Here is a 21850-nt window from a genome sequence, read left to right as displayed (position 1 = left end):
AAGTTTCTTTTTGTATCAGTTTTGTGTTGTATTTTTGTTGAAATTATTATCAATATAATTAAACAAAAAACAATGCATTTAAAAAACATATGTATTCTATTTTTCCTCTGTTCTTTTACTTTTTTAGGACAAGAAAAAATTACACTTAGTGGAACTGTTTACGACAATTCTAATAACGAAACATTAATTGGTGTTTCTATTTATTTTCCAAATTTAAATGCAGGAACAACCACCAACGAATATGGTTTTTACTCCATAACAATTCCTAAAGGCACCTATAAAATACAAGTTAGTTATTTAGGATATACTACTTTACAAGAAACCCTAAACTTAGTAGAAAAAACGACCAAAAATTTTAATCTTGTCGAAGAAACCGAAAGTTTAGACGAAATTATTATAGAAAGTAATATCGAAAAACTAAACATTCGTACACCGCAAATGAGTGTAAACAAGCTTACTGCATCTACCATAAAACAAATTCCTGTTGTTTTAGGTGAAGCAGATATTATAAAATCACTTATTCTGTTACCTGGAGTTACCAGTGCTGGAGATGGCGCTTCTGGTTTTAATGTAAGAGGTGGAGCAGCAGACCAAAATTTAATTTTATTAGACGAAGCCATTGTTTTTAATTCTTCGCATTTATTTGGTTTTTTCTCGGTTTTTAATCCAGATGTAATTAAAGATGTACAACTTTATAAAGGAGGCATACCAGCAAAATATGGTGGAAGATTATCTTCGGTTTTAGATATTTATCAAAAAGAAGGAAATAGCAAAAACTTTAATATTACTGGCGGAATTGGTTTGGTATCGAGTAGATTATTGGTAGAAGGTCCTTTAGAAAAAGAAAAAAGTTCTTTTTTAATTGGTGGTAGAGCTTCATACGCCCATTTATTTTTACCACTGTTTAATAATGACAACAAAGCATACTTTTACGATTTAAATAGCAAAATAAATTATCGTTTTAACGATACAAACAATGTTTTTCTTTCTACTTATTTTGGTAAAGATGTTTTCGGAATTAACGATAGCTTTGTAAATTCTTACGGAAATACAGTGGTTAACTTACGTTGGAATCATCTTTTTTCAGATAAATTATTCTCTAACCTTTCTTTAATTTATTCAGATTATTTTTATGGATTGATCTTAGATTTTGTCGGTTTCGAATGGGATTCTGGAATTACCAACTTTAACCTAAAATACGATTTTAAACATTATTTAAACGAAAAATTAAAACTAAGTTATGGTGTTAACAACATCTATATAAAATTCAACCCAGGTAAAATTATTCCAAATAGAGAAGATTCTGGCATTGTTGCCGAAAAATTAATTGATAAATATGCGAATGAATTTGCAGCGTATGTAGAAGCAGAACATAAAATTAGCAACAAACTTACTTTACAATATGGTGTTCGTTTTAGCAACTTTTTAAGATTAGGGCAAGACGAATTAAATACCTATCAAAATAATCAAGCAGTTATTTTTAATAATCAATTTAAAAAATACGAATCTGCCACACCAACAGGAACAGAAAATTTTAAAAGAAGCGATGTAATTTCTAGCTTTAGCAATTTCGAGCCTCGTTTTTCGATGTCTTATACTTTAGATGATAATACCTCTATAAAAGCGAGCTATAATAGAATGGCACAATATTTACATTTACTTTCGAACACTGCCTCTCCTACTCCATTAGATGTTTGGACCCCAAGTGGAAAATATATACAACCGCAATTATTAGATCAATTTGCTGTTGGCTATTTTAAATCGATAAAAGATGGCGATTATTCTTTAGAAACTGAAGCATTTTATAAAGATATAAAAAACAGAATAGACTATATAAATGGCGCTAATTTAATTGCAAATAACGAAATAGAAACCGTTATTTTAAATGGAAAAGCCAGAGCTTACGGATTGGAAGTATTATTTAAAAAAAACGAAGGAAAATTTAAAGGATGGCTTGCCTATACCTTGTCTCAATCCGAACAATTAACAGTTGGTAGAAATGCCAACGAACCAGGAATTAACCGAGGAAATTGGTACAGTACACCTTACGATAAAACACACGACTTTTCTATAAATGCAAGTTACGAACTCAATGAAAAATGGACGTTTAACAGTAATTTTGTTTTTCAAACTGGGCAACCCACCAATTACCCTGTTGGGCAATATGAACTGCAAGGTTTAAATGTACCTATTTATGATGATAATCGTAGAAATGCAGACAGGCTTCCTGCATATCACAGGCTAGATATTTCTGCCACATTAACTCCCAAAAAAAATAAAAACAGAAAATGGCAAGGAGAATGGGTTTTCGGTATCTACAATTTATATGGAAGACAAAACGCAGCTTCTTTAGCCTTTAGACAAAATGATGAAACCATGCAAAACGAAGCCTTACAAACTTCCATTTTTGGAATCGTACCTTCTGTAACCTACAATTTTAAATTTTAACAATGGGTTTTAACCCATTGCTTTTAAAAAACATATAATAATGAAAAATATAAAAATAATTTTTGTTTCTTTAATACTTCTTTTTGCCAACTGCGAAAAAGTAGTAGATATCGATGTGCCAAGCATTCCACCAAAATTAATTATCGATGCTTCTTTTGAAGTGTTTTTTAATGAAAATCCTGTGGTTGCAAATACCGTTGTTAAATTAAAATTGTCTGCAGATTATTTCGAGGAAACCATACCAACTGTAACCAATGCAACTGTATTTCTTACCAACTTAAGCGACAACACTGTTATTAATTTTACTGATGTAAATTTAGATGGCAGTTACGAACCAACTACAAGCTTTATTCCGGAAGATAATGTTGTGTACGAATTAACTGTAATTCACGACAGCCAAACCTACAAAGGTAAAGCTACAAAAGTAAAATCGACAGTGATAAACAACGTTAGTCAAGGAGATGGTACGCTTTTTTCTGGAGATGAAATAGAGTTAGAAACATCTTTTACAGATGATGGCACACAAGAAAATTACTATTTATTCAATTTTGGTTTTAACAACTATGTAACTATCGAAGACAAGTACTTAAATGGTTCTGAATACAATTTTTCTTACTATATAAATATGGAAAAAGTGGCATTACCTTCTACTCTAGTCGTTACACTTTCTGGTGTCACCAAAGAATATTACACCTATTTTAGAATTTTAGTGGACCAAAGTGGACAAAATGCTGGTGGTCCATTTCAATCTGTACCCTCTTCACTTTTAGGAAATATAATAAATACTACCAATGAAGAAAATTTTCCTCTAGGGTATTTTCATATTGGAGAATCAGATACTTTTTCTTTAGATTTAGTAGCAAAAAACTAAACCATCTTTATAAAAATCCTACAAAGTCTTTTTTTTTGATTTTGTAGGTATTACAAAACAATATTTGTTGTAAGTATTGCAAAACAATACTTATTATCTAATACCTACAAGGTTTTTGAAACCTTGCAGGAAAACAGTATTTTTGATGCATGACATTTATAAAAACGACAGAGCAAGATTCCAAGTACAATCATTTAGAAAAAATGACGGTACAAGAATTACTTTTCAATATAAATAAAGAAGACAAAACGGTTCCTTTGGCTGTAGAAAAAGCGTTACCACAAATAGAAAAATTAACAACACAAATTGTTCAAAAACTAAAAAATGGTGGAAGGCTTTTTTATATTGGTGCTGGAACTTCTGGCAGATTGGGCATTTTAGATGCTTCTGAATGTCCGCCAACTTTTGGTGTTTCTCACGAATTGGTCGTGGGTTTAATTGCTGGTGGAGATATGGCCATTAGAAAAGCTGTAGAAAATGCAGAAGATTCTAAAACCCAAGGTTGGTTAGATTTAAAAAAACATAAAATTTCAGAAAAAGATGTTGTGGTTGGTATTGCTGCTTCTGGCACTACACCTTATGTAATTGCTGCTTTAAAAAAATGCAACGAAAATAACATCGTTACAGGTTGTATTAGCTGTAATAAAAACAGCCCTTTAGCAGAAGTTTCTCTATTTCCAATAGAGGTAATTGTAGGAGCTGAGTTTGTTACTGGAAGCTCTAGAATGAAAGCTGGAACCGCACAAAAATTGGTTTTAAACATGCTTTCAACAGCTACCATGATTCAACTTGGAAAGGTAAAAGGCAACAAAATGATAGACATGCAATTGTCTAACAACAAGTTAGTAGAAAGAGGCGAAAAAATGTTAGTTAAAGAATTAAATATAGACTTAATAACTGCTTCTAAACTTTTAAAAAAGTATGGAAATGTTAGAAATTCGATTATAAACTACAAAAAATGAGTACAAATGTAAATTTATTGGGCAAAGGTTTCAAATATTTAGCCATTCTTGTTTTTCTCTTTATTGCATCTCCAATTGCCTTAACAATGAGTTTTAAAGCTTTAAAAAAGTTTGAAAACACAGCTAATGAATCCCTTTCTTATATTATTTTACCAATTGCAGGAATTCTAGTAATTTTTACCATTTACTTCGCTTTTAAAACTTTTAAAATTTTACTAAAAGCTATTTTTAATAAGTAAGAAGAATGCATAATTCTAACGGAATCATAATTATTTTATCATATCCAGATACAGTTGTACGCCCTGCTTATTGGGAAAGATTAAGTGGCTTTTGGCCAAAAATTGGCATTGGTGGTAAACACGCTGTACAAGCTGGTCATGCTGCATTTTTGCTTATCAAAAAAGAAAAACCAGAGATTAATTATTTCGACTTTGGCAGGTATATAACTTCTTACGGAAATGGGCGCGTTCGCTCTAAAGAAACAGATCCAGAATTAGCAATTCCTATTGTTGCCCGCTTTAAAAATAATACATTAACAAATCTTTCAGAAATTTTATTGTGGGTAGAAAATCATCCTAAAAAAACACATGGAGATGGCAGGTTGGTTGCAAGTATAAATGAAGATATTAATTTTGAAAAAGCGAAACTATTTATCAATCAATTAATTGAAAAAAAAGAAATACCTTATGGAGCGTTTCTTAAAAACGGCACCAATTGCGCTCGTTTTGTTACAGATACTATTATTGCAGCTTCAAACAACAAAAAAATTACCAATCAATTAAAAACATCGAACTTATTTACACCAAGCCCTATTGGAAATGTAATTAAAGGAACTACAGAAAATATCATTTACGAAACATACAATCAGCATATTACCGAATATAAAAACAGGTCTATTATAAAAGAATACAAAGCTTCTTTTTTTAATAAATTTAATCACGAGCCAAACTTAAAAGGAACCGAAGAACCCAATTTAGCTGCTTTTAACTTAAAAAACGGAACGTGGTTAGGAGGCATTGGTAGTGGTGCTTGGTTTAATATCGAAGAAAAAGTTAGCAATAATACGTACAAAATTGCAAGATATACTTCTGAAGGAATAAAAGATTTCGAAAGTATTTTTATGATAGATAATGCTCTTTTCAATCATCAAAAAGAATATAAATTTGTACATCCTACAACTTGTAAAGAGGTTTTTATTGAGCAAAACAATCATATTTTTTCCTCTAAAATTTTTTCCTCTACCTCGACTTCTTAAAATATCGATTTTTATTTAATACCGTCTGCAAACTGCATTTATGGTAAATTTAAAAGATAAATGGTAGTACTTTTCGTTAAAAGCCTTTCGAACTTAAAAAATTTTAACCCATACAATTCTTTTGTTAATGCAATTGCATAAATAGCTGTTGCATATCAATTTAACCCGCATTATGCATTAGGAATACACAAAAGGAGGACTTAAATCATTAATTTGGGAGAATAAGCCATCCATCCAAGGTCTTTTTTTAGTGTTTAAAGCAATCTTTAAGACCTTTCTGTTAGCATGATTTACTGTCCAAGCTCCTAATGCAAAGCAATAGACTTTTAGGGTTTTTAAAGTTGCTCGATTATGATGATTTAAGGCAAAATGTCTAAACAAACTCATTAGGTTATAAGCCACCATAATGAATCTAAAGGAAGCCTCAGTTGCCCAAAAATCCTTTAAACAAAAGTTATCTAATCCAAAGTCTTCTTTGAGTTCTTTGATTCTGTTTTCACAATCAGCTCTGGTGTTGTAGATATTCCAAACTTGGTCTAGCGGTAAATCTAGATTGGTTACATAGCAACTAAAACGATAACCAGGCAGATCATCAAAAAGTAATTTTCCAGCTGCTTTTGGACGATCTTCTACTTTCTTTTTTATGACAATATAGCGCCTTGACTTACCATCTGTATGGTTAAAAATCATCTCATTAAGCTCAATTCCTTTTGTGAGTTCTATCCAATTATCCAAACCCCAAACTGCATTTTTTATATTTGGGTACATACGTGCTGCCATAATGTAATTGAGTTGTTTGCCTTCTAGATAATCTAATAAATCTTGTGTGTAAAAACCACTATCTGCACGAACTAAACCAACTCTTTTGTCCTTTAAAGCTTCATTGAAGGTTTCTTCCATAAACTCTTTACAGCTACTACTATCTGCTGTATTGCCTGGTCTTAACCAAGCATTGGCAACCATTCTGGTTTGGCTTACAAAGGCCATTAATGGGTGATGTGAGTTCCTGCCTTTTTTATTGGGATTATAACCTTTTGCGCTACCTTGTTGCTCTCCATATCTTGTAATAACTGTGCTATCAAAATCTATAGTTAAGTTGTCAACATCTAATTGCTTGAAAAACCAATGTTGCAACTTTGGAAATACTTCTGTATTGCGCTTTTGAGAAAACTTGCCAAAAAAACGACTATAGGTACTTTGTGATGGCATACGATTCCATCCAAAAATATCTTGCAATGTGCTATCATAACGTAACCAATCACAATGGATATAACGAGAAGCTCCTGTCCAAATACTCAACCAAAAAGCTTCAGTTATATGTGCAGGATTATAACCTGCATTAGAGCTTGGTTGAGGTAAATCTAATTGTGCTAGTTGTTCTCTAATTTCTGTTTGATCAATAAAACGCTTCATTAAGCTCATCCCTCCAAAAGGGGTGACTTTCTTACTTGAATACTCAATAGGGAGATTAACCATTTGGGTTATGTGTTAAATTCGCTATAAAGCTAATAATCATAAGCGTTTATACAAAATTTTAAATCATCTATTGCATAATTCAGGTTTAAAAGAATAAATTTGTAAAGTAAAAATAAAAATCTATGAAGAACATTACTCTCGTTTACAGCATTTGTATATTATTACTTACAAGTACAACATTTGCTCAAAAAAAATCGAATAACGAACTTAAAAAGTTAGTAGAAACTTACAAAAAAGATATAAGAGGCCCTTATTACAGAATTAAATGGTTTTGTAAAGATGGTAGCATTAGAGATGCAAAAGACCCTTGTCCAGATTCTATTGGTGGAGGAATACAACATGCCAGTTTTAAACAATCTGCTTTAGCTGTAAGAAAAACCAATCATTTATTTTTTGCTGAAATCTTAGCGAGTGTAAATACAGATAATTTTTTAGATGAAAAAAATAATTACAGCCGATTAAAACAATATCAAATTGGGCAGTATTTAGCAAGTATAGACGATGGTTGGATTTTAAAAAAAGGGCAATATTACAGAGGCGCAGTACAATCGGAAGATGAAGAAGCTTGGGGCAAAAATTTTTATGAAACAATTTTAAAAGACGATACTTTTTTAAACGCTAACTATTATTTGGTAAGGCAATCTTTAAAAGACATACCCCATAATGGAGATTCTAATATTGCACAAGCAATGCGTAGTGAATCTAAAATTTTAGCAGAAGAAATTCCAGATTTTATGGATATTAGAATTAAAATTCATGGAAACCCTCAAAAATCAGATATCTATCTAGTACAAAGTTACGTAAAGAAAAATGCCTCTAAGATTTCTGCAAAGCAGAAAAAAATGTTCGACAATCTCTTAACCACTATGAACGAGTTTTACGCACCTTTAAATTATAAAACAATTGCCAACGAACTTGCGAAAGTGAAAGATAAAAATGGTGTTTTAAAAACACTTAAAGATTTTGTAAATGAAGATAAATCTAACTTTTCTGCAAAAGATATCGTTCAAAAAATAACCGATAATTTAGATTTCTTGCGTTTTAACATAACCCTATTTCAAAACAGTAAAGACCGTTTAATTCTTTTAGATTTAACCAATCAATTAGAAAAAATTCTATTGATAGAAACACAAAATTGGAATCCAGAAACCTTAGAAGAAACCATTTTAAAAACAGAAACCTTAATTTGTGCTTCGTATGCAACCGGTTTGGTAGAAGCATGGGAATTTGATGTTGTAAAACCTATTTTTTCGAATACTCTAGAAAATGAAAAAACAAGTTTAAAAAAACTTAATTCTTTAGTAACAAATGCAAGAAGAATTGTAGAATGGAGTACTTCTTTAGTGAAAGCAAATTACCAAGAAGACGTAAACCAATATGCAGCTTTCGAATCTTTAGCTTATGGTTTTATAGACGACAGAATTAGAAATTCCATTACTTTAAATTTAGGAGAAACTGTAAGTAAATTAAATGCCTTCGCAAGCAAAGTTTTAAAAGTAAACAACAATGTATTAGGCATTAAAGACCAAGATGCAATTAGAGGTTTAAACCCTGGTTATGCTTTTGGTAAATTAATTGTTGTGCAAGGAAACCCAAATGATGTAGAAGTAAATTCTAACAACATTTATATTTTTCAAAAACCACCATCAGATTTAAAACCTGTAGCAGGAATTATGACGGTTTCTGAAGGAAATTTAGTTTCTCACGTACAATTGTTAGCAAGAAACTTAGGAATACCAAATGCTGCACTGTCAAGTGAAAACTTAAAATCTTTAGAAAAACACAACAACAAGAATGTGTTTTATGCTGTTTCTAACAAAGGAAATGTTATTTTAAAGTTAGAAAACGACATGACAGATGTAGAAAAAAAATTGTTTGATAAAAAAGAAAGAACAAAAAATATGATTGAAGTACCCACTAACAAATTAAAGTTAGATGTTTCTAAAATCATAAATTTAAGAAGCGTAAAAGCTACAGATTCTGGAATTTTATGTGGGCCAAAAGCAGCCAATTTAGGAGAATTAAAAAATCTTTTTCCTGATAAGGTCGTAGAAGGAATTATAATTCCGTTTGGAATTTTTAAAACCCATATGAATAAAGAAATGCCAAATAAAAAAATGTCTTATTGGGAATTTTTAAATGCAACTTTTGCACAAGCCAAAGAATTAAAAAATAAAGATGTCTCAGATGAAGAAATCGAAAATTTCTTAATCCGCTCTTTAAAAGAATTGCATACCGCTATTACAAACATTCATTTAGAGGAAAGCTTTATGCAAGATTTAAAAGATAATTTTATATCGGTTTTAGGAGATAAAATGGGTAATGTTCCTGTATTTTTAAGAAGCGACACCAATATGGAAGATTTAAAAGAATTTACAGGAGCTGGTTTAAACTTAACGCTTTTTAACATCTTAGAAGAGCAAAAAATTATCCAAGGAATAAAAGAAGTTTGGGCTTCTGCCTATACAGAAAGAAGCTTTAAATGGCGTCAAAAATATTTATTGAATCCAGAAAATGTATATCCTTCTATTTTAATTATTCCAAGTGTAGATGTCGATTATTCTGGGGTAATGATTACAAAAGGAATCAACCAAGGTTCCGAAGACGATTTAACAGTTGCCTTTAGTAGAGGCGCTGGTGGTGCAGTAGATGGCCAATCTGCAGAAACAAGACTAATAACCTCGGAAACAAGTTATTTATTAAGCCCTGCAAGACAGGCAGATTATATTCGTTTACCAGCAACTGGAAGTACTAAAAAATATTACACCACTTTTAGCAAACCCATTTTAAATCCTCAAAATATAAATGATATTAGAGAATTAGCCACAGAAATTAGAACCAAAATTGGCACAAAAACTTCGGAAGAATCTCATGCCTACGATGTTGAATTTGGTTTTAAAGATAATAAACTATGGTTATTTCAAATAAGACCTTTTGTAGAAAATAAACAAGCCAAAAGTTCTAATTACTTAAACTCCATTACTCCAAAAGTAAACATGGAAACTGAAATAAATTTAACCGAAAAAATATAACTATGAAAACTAAATATCTCTTACTAAGCATATTTATTGTTGCCTCTCTTGGGTTTATAAATTATCCGATTGATGGTTACGAAACCACAGGTATTAAACGTTTATATCAACTTCGAAAATTTCAGCTAGATAGTGTTCGATATACAAGAATTCCTGCAGGAGCTTATAAAAAATTAGCCGATATTAAATTAAATTTATTAAGCAAATCGAAAGACAGTGTACAAGATTTATTGTTTTCCGACAGCGATTTCGAAAGAAAAATAAAAAGAATTATTCCTTCTGGAGCGTACTCTATGGCTGTTATGGATATGAGCAATCCCGATAAACTTAGGTACGCAGAATATAGAGAAAACGTAGGTTACCAACCAGGAAGTGTTGGTAAAATCGCTGTTTTATTGGCGGTTTTCGATCAATTAGAAAAATTATGTCCAGATTCTTTTGAAGAAAGAGCTGCTTATTTAAAAAATATAAAAGTTACCTCTAGATATTGGGGTACAGGAGATCATCACACAATTCCTGTGTACGATATAGAAAAAGATCGATTAACAAAAAGAAAAGTAGTTGCTAGCGACGAGTTTTCTTTATACGAATGGTTAGATCATATGGTTTCTGTAAGCAACAATGGTGCTGCAAGTGTTATATATAGGGAAGCGATGTTAATGGCTGCTTTTGGGCAAGATTATTTTTTTTTAGATGCAGAAAAAGCAGAAACTTATTTTAAAGAAACTCCTAGAGATTCGCTTACAAACTTAGCAAATACAGTTGTAAACAAACCTTTAAGAGATTTAGGAATTACGAAAAACGAGTGGCGCTTAGGAGGAATGTTTACAAGACCTGCAGGAAAATATGTGGGTAGAAAAGGTGGCAGTATTGGAACTCCAAAAGGATTAATGAAGTTTTTGGTACAATTAGAGCAAGGAAAAGTAGTCGATAAAGCTTCTAGTTTAGAGATGAAAAGACTTTTGTATTTAACAGATAGAAGAATTCGATATGCAAAATCGCCAAGGTTAGACAGTGCTGCTGTATATTTTAAGTCTGGAAGTTATTACAAATGCGATCGAGAGAAAAACCCCGATTGCGCAAGTTATGCCGGAAATGTTTTTAATTATATGAATTCTGTAATTATTGTAGAACAGCCAAATGGTGTAAAATATATTGCATGTTTAATGTCTAATGTCTTAAACAAAAATTCGGCAGGTGCACACATGTATATGGCTAGTAAATTAGATGATATTATTGATGAAGCTAACGCATCTAAAAAACCAATTATTAAAGAAGAAGAATATAAAAGTGATGCAGATGAAGACGATAATAATTAATCGTTAAAATCCCATAAAACTAGTATAAGTATCGCTGGCAAGTTTTTTTACCTTCTTGCTGCGATACTTTTTTAATGGCAATAAAATAGGAACATAACTTTTGTTTTTAGAAGCTGCAATTAATTCTACTGCTAAAAAGCGCAAATGGCTTCCTCCCATTCTCATTATTATTTGTAAACACTTTTTTTCTGAAAGTAAACTTAAATTAATAATGGGCGAATTGTAATGCTTATCGCCCACAATATAATACTCTACAATAGGCAATACTTTCGACTTAATTTCTGTTTGCAATAAATTGTCTAAAAACTCTAAAGAGTTAATTTTCGCTTCTTTTATTTCGCTTTTAATTCCAACATAAGTCATGTTTATATCTTCTTCGTTATAAAGCATGCTTAACAATTTAAATATGTTTTCTAAGGTATTTTCTAACTCTATTTCTAAAGCTGTAATTAAGTTTTGTCTTGCTTGATCAATTGGTTGGTTAGAAGTCGTTTTATCTTTTAACAACTCTAAATTGATATTATTTTGTACAGAAGTTATTATTTCTAAAATAGTACGATAATAACTAGATTCTCTTGATACTTGGTTTTTTATAAACCTTCTACTAATTCGTAAATTCGAGTTTTTCTTCTTTAATTTTGCCAACGAATTAGATGCGGCTAATCTTGTAACACTATTTTTATTTTTAAGCAAACGCTTTAAAATTTTTACAGCATTATCGTTATTAAAAGACTCTATAATTTTAGGAATGTATTTCTTTACATTTCCTTTTAAATCGTCTTCTTTGTCTAATTTTAAGAGGATGTCTATAATTTTTGGCCCGTAGTTTTTTAATGCTTTAATCGCTCTTTTTCGATGTTTTCTTTTAAGCGTTAAAAGCAATAAATCTTCTATAAAAAGTTCATCTGATGTAATACCGGCAGCAATGGTTGCAAATTTTACAATGTAACTTTTTTTACTTGTTAATTTCTCGCTTATAAAATGATAGTGATGCGTTATTCTCGCATTTGCAATGCTTATTAATAAACCTGCAATTACTTCTTTTCGAACCGTATTTTCACCAGCATTAAAAAGATATATTTTACGATTAAGTCTTTCTGTTAAATTATATTTTAAACCTAATTTAGAGTTGTACGAGTTTTGTTTTGCCAACGCCATTAAAGCACCATTTGCAATGTACTCGTTTTCGTGATCTAAATAATAGGTAAAAAACGAATTCTCGTCTATGTGAGATTTTTCTAAAATATACTCTAAAGCAACATACACCAAGGTATCGTCTTTTTCGTGTACCAATCGTTTTACTTCATCTAAAACAGATACATCTTCAACATCATGAAGAAAATCAATCGCCTGAATTTTAACTTTATGAGATGGATGCTTTAATAATTTTACGACTGAATCTTGAAAAATTTTAGAATTAAAATCACCTAATCTTGTAATGACTTCTAGAATTGATGCTTCTTTACCACTTTCTAAAATTCTTTTCATGTTGGTAATCGAATTCTCTTTGGCGAGTTTTACATCGTCGTTTTCTGCCCCTAATGTTTTTTGAATATTATTTTTAAAAGAGTTAAAATAGGCTTCACGCAAACGGTAAATAAGAACAATCCAAATAAAAACGAATAGTAAAATAATTACAGTAATGTATGCTGTGTCTAATTCTAATCTTTTTACGAGAAAAATTAATAAAAACCCTGCAATACCAGTAGCTATGCTATCTACAACAACATCTATATACGATTTTGCCTGATTTTTTATCAATGTAGGAATTGGCATAATAGAGAGTTCTATTGATGCTTTGTTTATAGATTGTTTAAAGCTACCATCAATTCCTTTAATTAACACTAAAACCCATAGTTCTGGAAACGTTAAGAATAACAAACTTCCAAAACCAATGGCAAGAGGTAAAATTAGCAATGTAGATGAAACCCCTAATTTGGTAAGAATTTTATTGGTTAAAAATAGCTGAATGGTTAAAGCAACCACATTAAATGTCGAAAACCAAAATCCAAAAAATGCTGCTAAATCATCTGAATTTGGAATGGCTTTGTTCGCAAAATCACTAAATTGAAAATCGATTAATTTTGCAACAATAACCCCAATTCCTGTTATAAAAGCAATATAAGTTAAGTGTTTCGAATTGATAATTAGTTTTATTGCAGAATTTTCTAAAACATCTTGTTTTGCAATTACTTGTTTTCTTTTAAAAGTATTTAAATAGCGAATACGTATTTCGTACACCTTTTTAATAATAGGAATACAACCCAATAATAATATTGCGGCTACTAAAATTGCAACTTCGTTTCCAAAACTAGAAGCAATAACACTTGTTAAATATCCGCCGAAAATACCACCTGCAATGGCTCCTGCTCCAATAAAACCAAAAATTCTTTTGGCTTCTCTTGCATTAAAAACCATGTTGGCAAAAATCCAAAATTGTGAGGTTGCAATTACTGCAAATAAAGAGATAAATACATAGTAAAAATAGAGAATCCAATTACTAATAAGTAAAAATTTTAAAATAATACTTAGCGTTATAAAAGCGAAACTAAATATTATTAAAGAAGTAACAGCTACTTTTACTAACGACAATTTTCTAATTGCTCTGTTGTAAAAATAAGAGGTAAAAACCGCAATTATTGCCACCAATAAATACCCGAAAGGCAAGCTATTTGCACCTAGTTTAGAGACAAAAAGTGCGTTTACAATAGGTTTTACGATTAATAAAACCGTAATTATAAGAAAAATATACAGTTGCATTAAAAAAGAGATGAATATTTCACCATCTCTTAATCCGAATGTTTTACCTAATAATTTTCTCACTTTTATAGCCCAATTTTTAGCGCTATAAAGAACGTGATTTTTTTAATACTTTTTCTAATGGTTTCACTAAATTTCTAATAATTTGTTCTCCATAATCGTTATCTACTAATGCTACAATAATATATTTTCTATCTGGTCCCCAAACCAATGCAGAGTCTGCATGGTAATTTCTCCAAGAACCCGATTTTCGATATACATCTGCCTTTGGAGCCACCACATCTAAAGTATTTACAAATTTGTGATGCAAATCTGGGTCTTTCATTATTTCTAACATTTCGGAAGATTTTTCCGTAGAAATTAAATTCCCCAAAGCCAATTGGTAGTAAAAACTACAAACCTGCCTTGTAGTTGCTGCATGACTTAACCCTTTTATAGGATCTGGATTTCTTTTTCCTGATGCTGCATATCTTTTTCCAACCCAAAGACCACCACCAAGTTCTTCGTCGTATAATTTGTTTTTTGGAGCTCTTAAAACCTCTTCAATTTTTTTGTATCCCAACCTATCAATCATTCTTGTAGAAGCTCTGTTGTCAGATTTGCTAATCATTAATCGCAAATCTCTACGAACTTCTTTGGTATCTTCTAATTCTCCTTTATCTAAAGCATCCATTGCAGCCAATAAAATAGCAATTTTTGGTAAACTGGCAGCATACATCATAAAATTGTCGTTAACACCTGCATACTTAAACTTTGTAGAATCGCTTAAATCTACAATACCTATAGACATTTGCCTACCTTTAATTAAACGTTTCCAGGTTTTGTTTTTATTAATTTCTGATATTAAAATTTTTTTAAGTTCTTTACTTTCAATTTCAGAAATAGGTTTAATTGTTTTGTATAAATCTAATGGAAGACTAGCGTCGTAAGTGCTTCTTGTTTCATTTTTTAAAATAATTGAATTTTGAGCTCGCCCAATAAATGGCAAAGCCATTAATAAAATTGTAAGTATAAGTTTGTTGTTTTTAGTAAACATTATAATTATTTTTAAATTCACTATTTAATGTACAAATTTAACACCAAGTTACAATTAAAAAGTGTTAATGTTTTACAAAAACCCTTTTAAACATTTAACTTTTGGGGAGTTGTTGGGTTAAATCCGAAACCAGATTCTGGTAACTGAACTCCTATATGATGCACCAAATAACCAATTGTGGCATAATGGTGCGTTGTATGGCTTTGCGCTTGTACTAAAATCGAGGCGAGAGTCGTTTTTATGGTTACATTTCCTAAACCTAAATCGTCTGTTACTGCCACCTCTTTATTTAGGTCGGTATTTTTTAAACTCCTTAATTTTTTAATTATTGTATTAAAATAATCAATTCCCACATGGGTATATTTTTCTGCCAATTCGTTTCTTTCTCTTTTTGTTAAATCTATTTCTTTAGTATCTAACCCATTAAATATACAAGAAAACACGTCTAAAATATGGCGTGTGTGGCAACCAATGCTCGAATGGTAAGGTGCAACTGAAGTATTGTTATATTGTTCGTCTGTTAAACTATGTAATAAATTTATTCCCCTTTGTAGGTTTTGCTCAATAGCTTTAATCATATATTGTTTTTTTATTTTACAGTCGTAAAAACGTTTATAAATTTACAAGTTCTTTCTGAATATAAAAAATAATTAACAATCTAAAAATCAGCCTAATAAATATATTAAAACGAATAAATATTCATATTTTTTACGATATGTATATTTTTTTGGCACGTTCTTTGAAAACTTATAAACCAAATGCGAAAGCCGAAAAGCAATTAGAGTAGGCAAAACCCTTTAAAACCATATATTATGAAAAAAGGTATACTTATATTATTAGCGATGTTCATGATGGTTTCTACTGTTGAAGCCGAAAATGGCAACTTACTACCAAACAGCTACAGGGTAAATTATTCTTACGACAATTCCGTAAATTTTACAGAACGTGGTATAGAGTTCTTTGTGTTTTTAAATGGAGAATTCGATTTTAATACACATTATAACGAGAGTTATTACGATTATAATGGAAGACGATTTTCTACAAATGGCGTTAGAATCGATAGAGATTATAGAGGAAGAGTTAGGCGTGTAGGAAACGTTTTTATAAATTATGATATTTATGGCAATGTAACTAGAATTGGAAGTGTTTTTCTTAGATATTACAGAGGAAACTTAACCAATGTTGGCAACTTAAAAGTTGTCTATAACAGACGTGGTTACCCTACTTTTTATGGAAATGTAAAAAACGAATACTATTATTACAATGGTGTAAATATTAACCTAAGCTTAGGAACTGTTTGTAATTATAATGATGCTTATTTCTATAGAAACGACTTTAGAAGAAATTATACAAAATTTAGAGAAGATAGTAGGTACTTTTACTACAAAGCAAATAGAAATGCTAAAATTGGAAATAGAAATAAAATTTTAAAAAGAAGAAAACCAGTTTCTATAAACAGAAACAAGACATACAACAAACGTAAAAATATTTCTTACAGAAAATCGAATGCAACAAGAACATTAGATACTCATAGAAAGAGAAATGCAACTTCTACTTCGAGAAGAAGAGCCTCTAAAAATACTGTTGGTAACATTACAAATTCGAATGTACGAAGAAGCTCTACAGTTGTACCTAACAGAAGAGGCACTACAGTTTTACCAAACAGAAAAACTGTTCATAAAAACTCTAGAAGGGTTTCTGAAACAAGAAAAAAAGTAAAACCAAAAACAAAAATAGCTACTAGAATTCAAAGAAAAATTGCCGATAAAAAAAGAGAAAATAACAATTCTACAACACGAAGAAGAAGTACAAATAGAAATTAAAACATTAGACACTTTCCTAAAAAGTGTATAACTAAAATGTCAAAAGGGTTTAACTTATTTAAAGTTGAACCCTTTTTTTTAATCTATTGAAACACTTTCCCATAAAGTGTGTAAGTTAGAAATTACAGGATTAAATTTTTCATAGTTTAATCCTGTTTTCAAATATAGCCAAAAATTGGTTAAGAATGATACCCCAATTTCTAATAGGCAATGTCCATTTTTTTGTTGACACTAACACTTTCCTTTAAAATTAATGATTTCAATTACTTTCTTTTTTGGTTGAATTCTGTAGATTATATAATTATTTTTATCAACCAATCTTTTGTGAATATTATTAAATTTTCCAGTTTGAAAACAAATTTTAGGATATTTACTAATTCTGTTTAAAAGTTCATTTTAGATTCTTTTCTAAATTCAGAATTTCCATTATTGTCCATTCTTTTTCTAAATAATTCAAAACCCTATTTAATCGATTTTCTGCCTATGATGTTCAAACGATTTTTAATGCCATTTATCAAAGCGTTTCATTACTGTTTCATTAGCTTTATATTTCCTTTTGTTAGTTTGATTTAAACCCGTCTTGATTTCTTTTTGTTCCTCTTTAGTCATTTCACTCCACCAATCCACTTGTTCTTCTTCAAAAACAGATTTGAGTTTTTTTTAAAATGCTTTCTTTTTGAGTTTGAAGTAAAGTTTCCCTTCAATAACTGAAACACAAAATGATTTTACCGTAATAAAAAATCCTTTTTTTCACTCATCTTTCACTCATCTTCAAAAAACATTATTTTTTATTAGAGTAATTTCAAGTTATAAACGGTTATTAATTTTTTTTTCAGAATAAAGTAAGGGTAAAAAAAATAGGAGCGTTTTAAAAACCCTCCTATTTTTATGTTGAAACAGTTTTTTTGAGTACTGTTTTTATTTTGAAAAATTGAAATTAGTTACCAGATCTCATTTTTTTATAAACTTCTCTTAAAGGGTTCGCCTTATCTTCCATTTGTAAAGTATCGTAAATATTTAGTAGCGTACGTACTGTATCTTCAGATCTGCTAATTTCATCTGCTTTTTCTAAAAAAGGCAATGCTTTTCTGTACAATTCTTTTTGCTTTTCTTGTAATTCGTCGTACTTTTTAAAGTTAGATAAATTTTTATTCATCTCTTCTACAATTTCTTTTTCTTTACTTAACATAGCTACTGCCAAATTCATATAAGCATCTCCATAATTTGGGTCTAATTCAATTGCTTTTTTATAATATTTAATGGCTTCGTCTTCCTTATTTTCATTTGCATTTACAACACCTAAATTAAAAAATAATGTTGGGTTTGTAGGATCCAATTCAACAGCCTCTTTCATTAATGCTCCAAACTTATCCATTTGTTTAAGCTTAATATACATTTGAGCTTCATTTAATAGCAAGTTAATATCTTTTGGATTTGATTTTCTTGCTTCTTTCAAGGCAGTAATTGCTTCTTCTGTTTTTCCTTGGTTAACATAAATATAACCTATGTTTTTAACAATTTCTGCTTCTTTAGATTCAGAAACTTTGCTGGTTGGGTTTGTATATTGACCTAGTTTAACCATAGCATCTCTATTAGATTTTGATCCTAAATTTTCTACTTCGCCAGATGCTTTGTTCGTTGCCAAGTATTGTGTTTCGATGCCTGTATATCCAACATTTTTTAATTCTTTATAATATTCTAAAGAAGTGTCGTAATCTTTAGCTAAAGATGCGCTAACTGCAGCGTTGTAAAGAAAAGCAGTGTCTTTAGGGCTTAATTTATAGGTAAGATAAAATTGTTTTGCGGCTTCTTTATAATTTTTATCTTTATTGTATAAATTAATCGCAAGGTTAGAAACTTTTTGTACCAAATCGTTTAACATGGGTTGAGCTTCTTTAGAGTATCTATTTTTTCCGATTTCTTTTTCATAAGACATTAAATCATTAAAAGCTTCTGCTGCACCTTCATAGTTACTTTTACCTGCTAAAGCTTGTCCTTTTAAAAAATAATATTTAGATTTATACTTGGCATCCATATCTGCAAGCATTCCTGTTACAGAATTAATTGCACTTAACGCTTCATTAAATTGCTGTTTTTTAATCGCTTTTTCGGCAGTTCTTAGCTCTTTCTTTTGAGCAAATGTTATCACAGACATTAATCCTAATGAAAGCGCTATGATTTGTTTTTTCATTTTGTTCGTTTTTATTTGTTATTCTTATTCTTTTGTTGTGTTATTTTCAATATCCGTGCCATTTTCTGTTTTGCCTTCGGAATTAGTGGTGTTTTTAGAGTTTTCTAAAGCATCTTCTTCTGCCTCTTCTTCTTCGTGCATTACTTTTGCAACTGCAGCAATACTATCGTCTTCTTTAATTTTAATTAAACGCACACCTTGTGTTGCACGTCCCATAACTCTTAAATCTTCGACAGCCATTCTAATGGTAAGACCCGATTTATTAATAATCATTAAATCGTTCGAATCATCTACATTTTTAATAGCTACTAGATTGCCTGTTTTTTCTGAAATGTTTAAAGTTTTTACGCCTTTACCTCCTCTATTGGTAATTCTGTAATCTTCTAAATTAGAACGTTTTCCATATCCTTTTTCCGAAACAACTAAAATATTACTTTCCATATCGTTTACGGCAACCATTCCTACAACTTCGTCGTTTTCGTGCTGTAAAGTAATTCCTCTTACACCAGAAGCGGTTCTTCCCATGGGTCTTGTTTTTGCTTCTTCGAAACGAATGGCTTTACCAGATTTTAATGCCAACATTACTTGGCTATCTCCTGTTGTTAGTTTTGCTTCTAATAACTCATCACCTTCTTTAATGGTAATTGCGTTAATTCCGTTGGTTCTTGGACGAGAATATTGCTCTAAAGAAGTCTTTTTAACTTGACCTTTCTTTGTTGCCATTATTACATAATGATTATTGATGTATTCTTCGTCTTTTAAATCTTGCGTTACCAAAAATGCTTTTACAGAATCGTCTGGCTCTATATTAATTAAGTTTTGCATGGCTCTACCTTTGGTATTTTTACCACCTTCAGGTATTTCGTAAACACGCATCCAAAAAACTTTTCCTTTCTGCGTAAAGAACATCATGTATTGGTGGTTGGTTCCTACAAATAAGTGTTCTAAGAAATCTTCATTTCTGGTAGTGGCACCTTTTTGTCCTCTTCCTCCTCTATTTTGAACTTTATATTCATCGAGATTTGTACGTTTTAAGTAACCTGCATTCGAAATGGTTACCACAACTTTTGTATCGGGTATCATATCTTCAATACGCATATCTCCACCAGCATATTCTATTTTAGATCTGCGTTCGTCTCCATATTTCTCTTTAATGTGTACTAATTCTTCTTTTATAATTTCGTAGCGTCTTGGCTCGTTAGATAAGATGTCTTTTAAGTCTGCAATTGTTAGCATTATTTCGTCGTACTCTGCACGTAATTTATCTTGCTCTAACCCTGTTAATTGGCGCAAACGCATTTCTACAATTGCTTTTGCCTGAATTTCTGTTAATTCGAAACGCTTTACTAAACTTTCTCTTGCTTCGTCGGCATTGCTAGAAGCTCTAATTATTTTAATTACTTCGTCTATATTGTCTGAAGCAATAATTAAACCTTCTAAAATATGGGCTCTAGCTTCTGCTTTCTTTAATAAAAATTCTGTTCTACGAACAATAACTTCGTGCCTGTGTTCTACAAAATAATGAATTAATTGTTTTAAATTCAACTGCTCTGGTCTTCCATTAACCAATGCAATATTATTTACACTAAAAGAAGTTTGTAATTGTGTGTATTTAAATAGTTTATTTAATATAATATTCGGAATTGCATCTCGTTTTAAAACATATACAATACGCATTCCGTTTCTATCAGATTCATCACGAATGTTTGCAATACCTTCTAATTTCTTTTCGTTAACAAGATCTGCAGTTTTTTTAATCATATCTGCTTTGTTCACTTGATAAGGAATTTCTGTAACAATAATGCACTCACGCCCTTTTACTTCTTCGATAATTGCTTTTGCACGCATTACAATACGTCCACGTCCTGTATGAAAAGCATCTCTTACCCCATCGTAACCGTAAATAATTCCTCCTGTTGGAAAATCTGGAGCAGTTACATGTTGCATTAATTCGTCTATCTCTATATCGTTATTATTAATATAGGCGATGGTACCGTTAATTACTTCTGTTAAATTGTGTGGAGCCATGTTTGTGGCCATTCCTACTGCAATACCAGAGGCGCCATTTACCAATAAGTTTGGAATGCGAGTTGGCAATACAGTGGGTTCTTGTAAAGTATCATCGAAATTTAAACGGTGATCTACAGTATCTTTATCAATATCAGCCAACATGTCTTCCGATATTTTTTGCATTCTCACCTCTGTATAACGCATTGCTGCAGGCGAATCTCCATCTACAGAACCAAAGTTTCCTTGACCATCTACCATCATATAACGTACACTCCAATCTTGTGCCATACGTACCATAGAATCGTACACAGAAGTATCTCCATGCGGATGATACTTTCCTAAAACTTCTCCAACAATTCTTGCTGATTTTTTATACGAACCTGTCGCTTTAACTCCTAATTCATGCATTCCGTACAAAACCCTTCTGTGTACGGGTTTTAAACCATCTCTTACGTCTGGTAATGCTCTTGAAACAATTACTGACATCGAATAATCGATGTATGCAGCTTTCATCTGCTCTTCAATATTAATCGGAATTAACTTTTCTCCGTCTGCCATATATATTTTCTATTAATATTTAGTCATTTTTTTAAAACAAGGCAAGATAGCATTTCTCTTATTATTTACAAAGATTTCCACCCATTCAATTAAAGAGAGTTATCAACAT

General features: G+C 30.8%; 14 protein-coding genes. 8 read left to right on the top strand and 6 right to left on the bottom strand.

Features of this window, described 5'->3' with window-relative positions; translation table 11 throughout:
• Positions 1-72 precede the first annotated feature (72 nt).
• From JL193_RS16905 to JL193_RS16885, 5 genes are all read left to right on the top strand, one after another.
• Positions 73-2448: a TonB-dependent receptor gene (locus JL193_RS16905; RefSeq protein WP_207971874.1), complete on the top strand. Its 2376-nt coding sequence runs from the start codon at positions 73-75 to the stop codon at positions 2446-2448.
• A gap of 40 nt (positions 2449-2488) precedes the next feature.
• Positions 2489-3319: a DUF4249 family protein gene (locus JL193_RS16900; RefSeq protein ID WP_207971873.1), complete on the top strand. Its 831-nt coding sequence runs from the start codon at positions 2489-2491 to the stop codon at positions 3317-3319.
• A gap of 149 nt (positions 3320-3468) precedes the next feature.
• On the top strand, positions 3469-4281 hold the full coding sequence (murQ, locus tag JL193_RS16895) for an N-acetylmuramic acid 6-phosphate etherase (protein WP_207971872.1): 813 nt from the start codon (positions 3469-3471) through the stop codon (positions 4279-4281).
• On the top strand, positions 4278-4520 hold the full coding sequence (locus JL193_RS16890; RefSeq protein ID WP_207971871.1) for a DUF6095 family protein: 243 nt from the start codon (positions 4278-4280) through the stop codon (positions 4518-4520). Before murQ ends, JL193_RS16890 begins: the two co-directional genes overlap by 4 nt.
• Before the next feature lie 5 nt (positions 4521-4525).
• The gene (locus JL193_RS16885; protein WP_207971870.1) at positions 4526-5536 is read left to right on the top strand and encodes a DUF6695 family protein; all 1011 of its coding nucleotides are present in this window, start codon (positions 4526-4528) and stop codon (positions 5534-5536) included.
• Between the two features lie 177 nt (positions 5537-5713).
• Here JL193_RS16885 and JL193_RS16880 read toward each other — a convergent pair whose 3' ends face one another.
• Positions 5714-7012, bottom strand: coding sequence for an IS1380 family transposase (locus tag JL193_RS16880; RefSeq protein WP_207971324.1), 1299 nt, complete (start codon positions 7010-7012; stop codon positions 5714-5716).
• Positions 7013-7134: 122 nt separating this feature from the next.
• On the opposite strand from JL193_RS16880, the gene JL193_RS16875 reads away from it, so the two are divergent.
• Entirely contained in the window at positions 7135-10044 is a 2910-nt protein-coding gene (locus JL193_RS16875; protein ID WP_207971869.1) for a PEP/pyruvate-binding domain-containing protein, read from the top strand.
• A 2-nt stretch (positions 10045-10046) separates the two neighbouring features.
• The gene (locus tag JL193_RS16870) at positions 10047-11363 is read left to right on the top strand and encodes a serine hydrolase (protein ID WP_207971868.1); all 1317 of its coding nucleotides are present in this window, start codon (positions 10047-10049) and stop codon (positions 11361-11363) included.
• Positions 11364-11366: 3 nt separating this feature from the next.
• Here JL193_RS16870 and JL193_RS16865 read toward each other — a convergent pair whose 3' ends face one another.
• The 3 genes from JL193_RS16865 to JL193_RS16855 all read right to left on the bottom strand — a co-directional run bounded on the left by JL193_RS16865 (position 11367) and on the right by JL193_RS16855 (position 15737).
• Positions 11367-14186, bottom strand: coding sequence for an Npt1/Npt2 family nucleotide transporter (locus JL193_RS16865; RefSeq protein WP_243456795.1), 2820 nt, complete (start codon positions 14184-14186; stop codon positions 11367-11369).
• 22 nt (positions 14187-14208) lie between these two features.
• On the bottom strand, positions 14209-15159 hold the full coding sequence (locus tag JL193_RS16860; protein WP_243456794.1) for a serine hydrolase: 951 nt from the start codon (positions 15157-15159) through the stop codon (positions 14209-14211).
• An 86-nt stretch (positions 15160-15245) separates the two neighbouring features.
• A complete protein-coding gene (locus tag JL193_RS16855) occupies positions 15246-15737 on the bottom strand; it encodes a DinB family protein (RefSeq protein ID WP_207971867.1) in 492 nt (163 codons plus the stop codon).
• A gap of 234 nt (positions 15738-15971) precedes the next feature.
• Here JL193_RS16855 and JL193_RS16850 point away from each other — a divergent pair, with 234 nt between their 5' ends.
• Positions 15972-16982, top strand: coding sequence for a hypothetical protein (locus tag JL193_RS16850; RefSeq protein WP_207971866.1), 1011 nt, complete (start codon positions 15972-15974; stop codon positions 16980-16982).
• Between the two features lie 937 nt (positions 16983-17919).
• Here JL193_RS16850 and JL193_RS16845 read toward each other — a convergent pair.
• Both JL193_RS16845 and gyrA read right to left on the bottom strand, forming a co-directional pair.
• Positions 17920-19173, bottom strand: coding sequence for a tetratricopeptide repeat protein (locus tag JL193_RS16845; protein WP_207971865.1), 1254 nt, complete (start codon positions 19171-19173; stop codon positions 17920-17922).
• 24 nt (positions 19174-19197) lie between these two features.
• A complete protein-coding gene (gyrA, locus tag JL193_RS16840) occupies positions 19198-21741 on the bottom strand; it encodes a DNA gyrase subunit A (RefSeq protein ID WP_207971864.1) in 2544 nt (847 codons plus the stop codon).
• Between the last annotated feature and the right edge of the window lie 109 nt (positions 21742-21850).

The sequence above is a fragment of the Polaribacter batillariae genome, assembly GCF_017498485.1.
Lineage (GTDB): Bacteria > Bacteroidota > Bacteroidia > Flavobacteriales > Flavobacteriaceae > Polaribacter > Polaribacter batillariae.
The sequence above is the reverse complement of the archived record's forward strand: the minus strand, read 5'-3'. Positions and strand labels throughout refer to the sequence as shown.